This window comes from Pseudomonas sp. MD195_PC81_125 (assembly GCF_014060985.1).
GTDB lineage: Bacteria > Pseudomonadota > Gammaproteobacteria > Pseudomonadales > Pseudomonadaceae > Aquipseudomonas > Aquipseudomonas parakoreensis.
Window position 1 is genome coordinate 1 of the sequence record NZ_JABULD010000467.1, and the last position, 1,231, is coordinate 1,231.

The window sequence follows — 1,231 nt, forward strand, 5'->3', positions numbered from 1 at the left end:
GAGCCTGCTCGCGAAGAGGCCGGTCTTGGCTCCGCCAATCTCAAGCACCGCATATACCTAGTGCTCTCCCCGGATCGCTGGCAGACTGCCAATCCTTTTACGCCGTTCGTTTTGAGGCTGTATGCCAACGTTTTCTGAGCGTCATGTTGTGTTTTGGGTCAGTTGCATCATTATTTTTGGCGGTTTGCTGCTGGCATTGCCGCTGCGCTTGTTGCCCAGCCTGCTGGCCGGTCTGCTGGTGTTCGAGCTGGTCAACATGCTCACCCCGCAACTGCAACGATTGATCGAAGGCCGGCGTGCGCGCTGGCTGGCGGTGGCGCTGCTGGGCACCCTGGTGGTCAGCGTGCTGGCGCTGATCTTTGCCGGTGCTATCAGTTTCCTGCTGCACGAAGCGGAAAACCCGGGCGCCTCGCTCGACAAATTCATGGGCGTGGTCGATCGCGCGCGCGGGCAACTGCCGCCGTTCCTCGATGCCTACCTGCCGGCCAGCGCTGCGGAGTTTCGCGTGGCCATCGGCGAATGGGCGAGCAAGCACCTGTCCGAGCTGCAACTGGTGGGCAAGGACGCGGCGCACATGTTTGTCACCCTGCTGATCGGCATGGTCCTCGGCGCGATCATTGCCCTGCAGCGGATACCGGATGTGACCAAGCGCAAGCCGCTGGCCGCCGCCCTGTTTGATCGCCTGCACCTGCTGGTGCAAGCCTTTCGCAACATCGTCTTCGCGCAGATCAAGATTTCCCTGCTGAACACCTTCTTCACCGCGATTTTCCTTGCGGTGATTCTGCCGCTTCTGGGCATCAAGCTGCCGCTGACCAAAACCCTGATCGTCCTGACCTTCCTGCTCGGTCTGCTGCCGGTGATCGGCAACCTGATGTCGAACACGCTGATCACCATCGTCGGCCTGTCGCTGTCGATCTGGGTGGCGGTGGCGGCGCTGGGTTACCTGATTTTTATCCACAAGCTCGAATACTTCCTCAACGCGCGCATTGTCGGCGGGCAGATCAGTGCCAAGTCGTGGGAGTTGCTGCTGGCGATGCTGGTGTTCGAAGCCGCGTTCGGCCTGCCGGGGGTGGTGGCGGGGCCGATTTATTACGCGTATCTGAAGAGTGAGTTGAAGCTGGGCGGGATGGTTTGATTTGATAACTGTGTTGCCTTGGCTGACGCCATCGCTGGCAAGCCAGCTCCCACAGGATTGATACCGCTTTCGAAAGCGGCGCAGAACCTGTGGGAG

At 60.4% G+C, this 1,231-nt stretch carries 1 protein-coding gene; it reads left to right on the plus strand.

Annotation, left to right across the window (positions count from 1 at the left end):
• The first annotated feature begins 121 nt into the window (after positions 1-121).
• Positions 122-1,135, plus strand: coding sequence for an AI-2E family transporter (locus tag HT737_RS18755; protein WP_131670995.1), 1,014 nt, complete (start codon positions 122-124; stop codon positions 1,133-1,135).
• The last annotated feature ends 96 nt before the right edge of the window (positions 1,136-1,231 follow it).

Excerpts from the sequence above, each read along its gene's own strand:
- HT737_RS18755 (WP_131670995.1), top strand. The coding sequence starts at position 122 with ATGCCAACGTTTTCTGAGCGTCATGTTGTGTTTTGGGTCAGTTGCATC.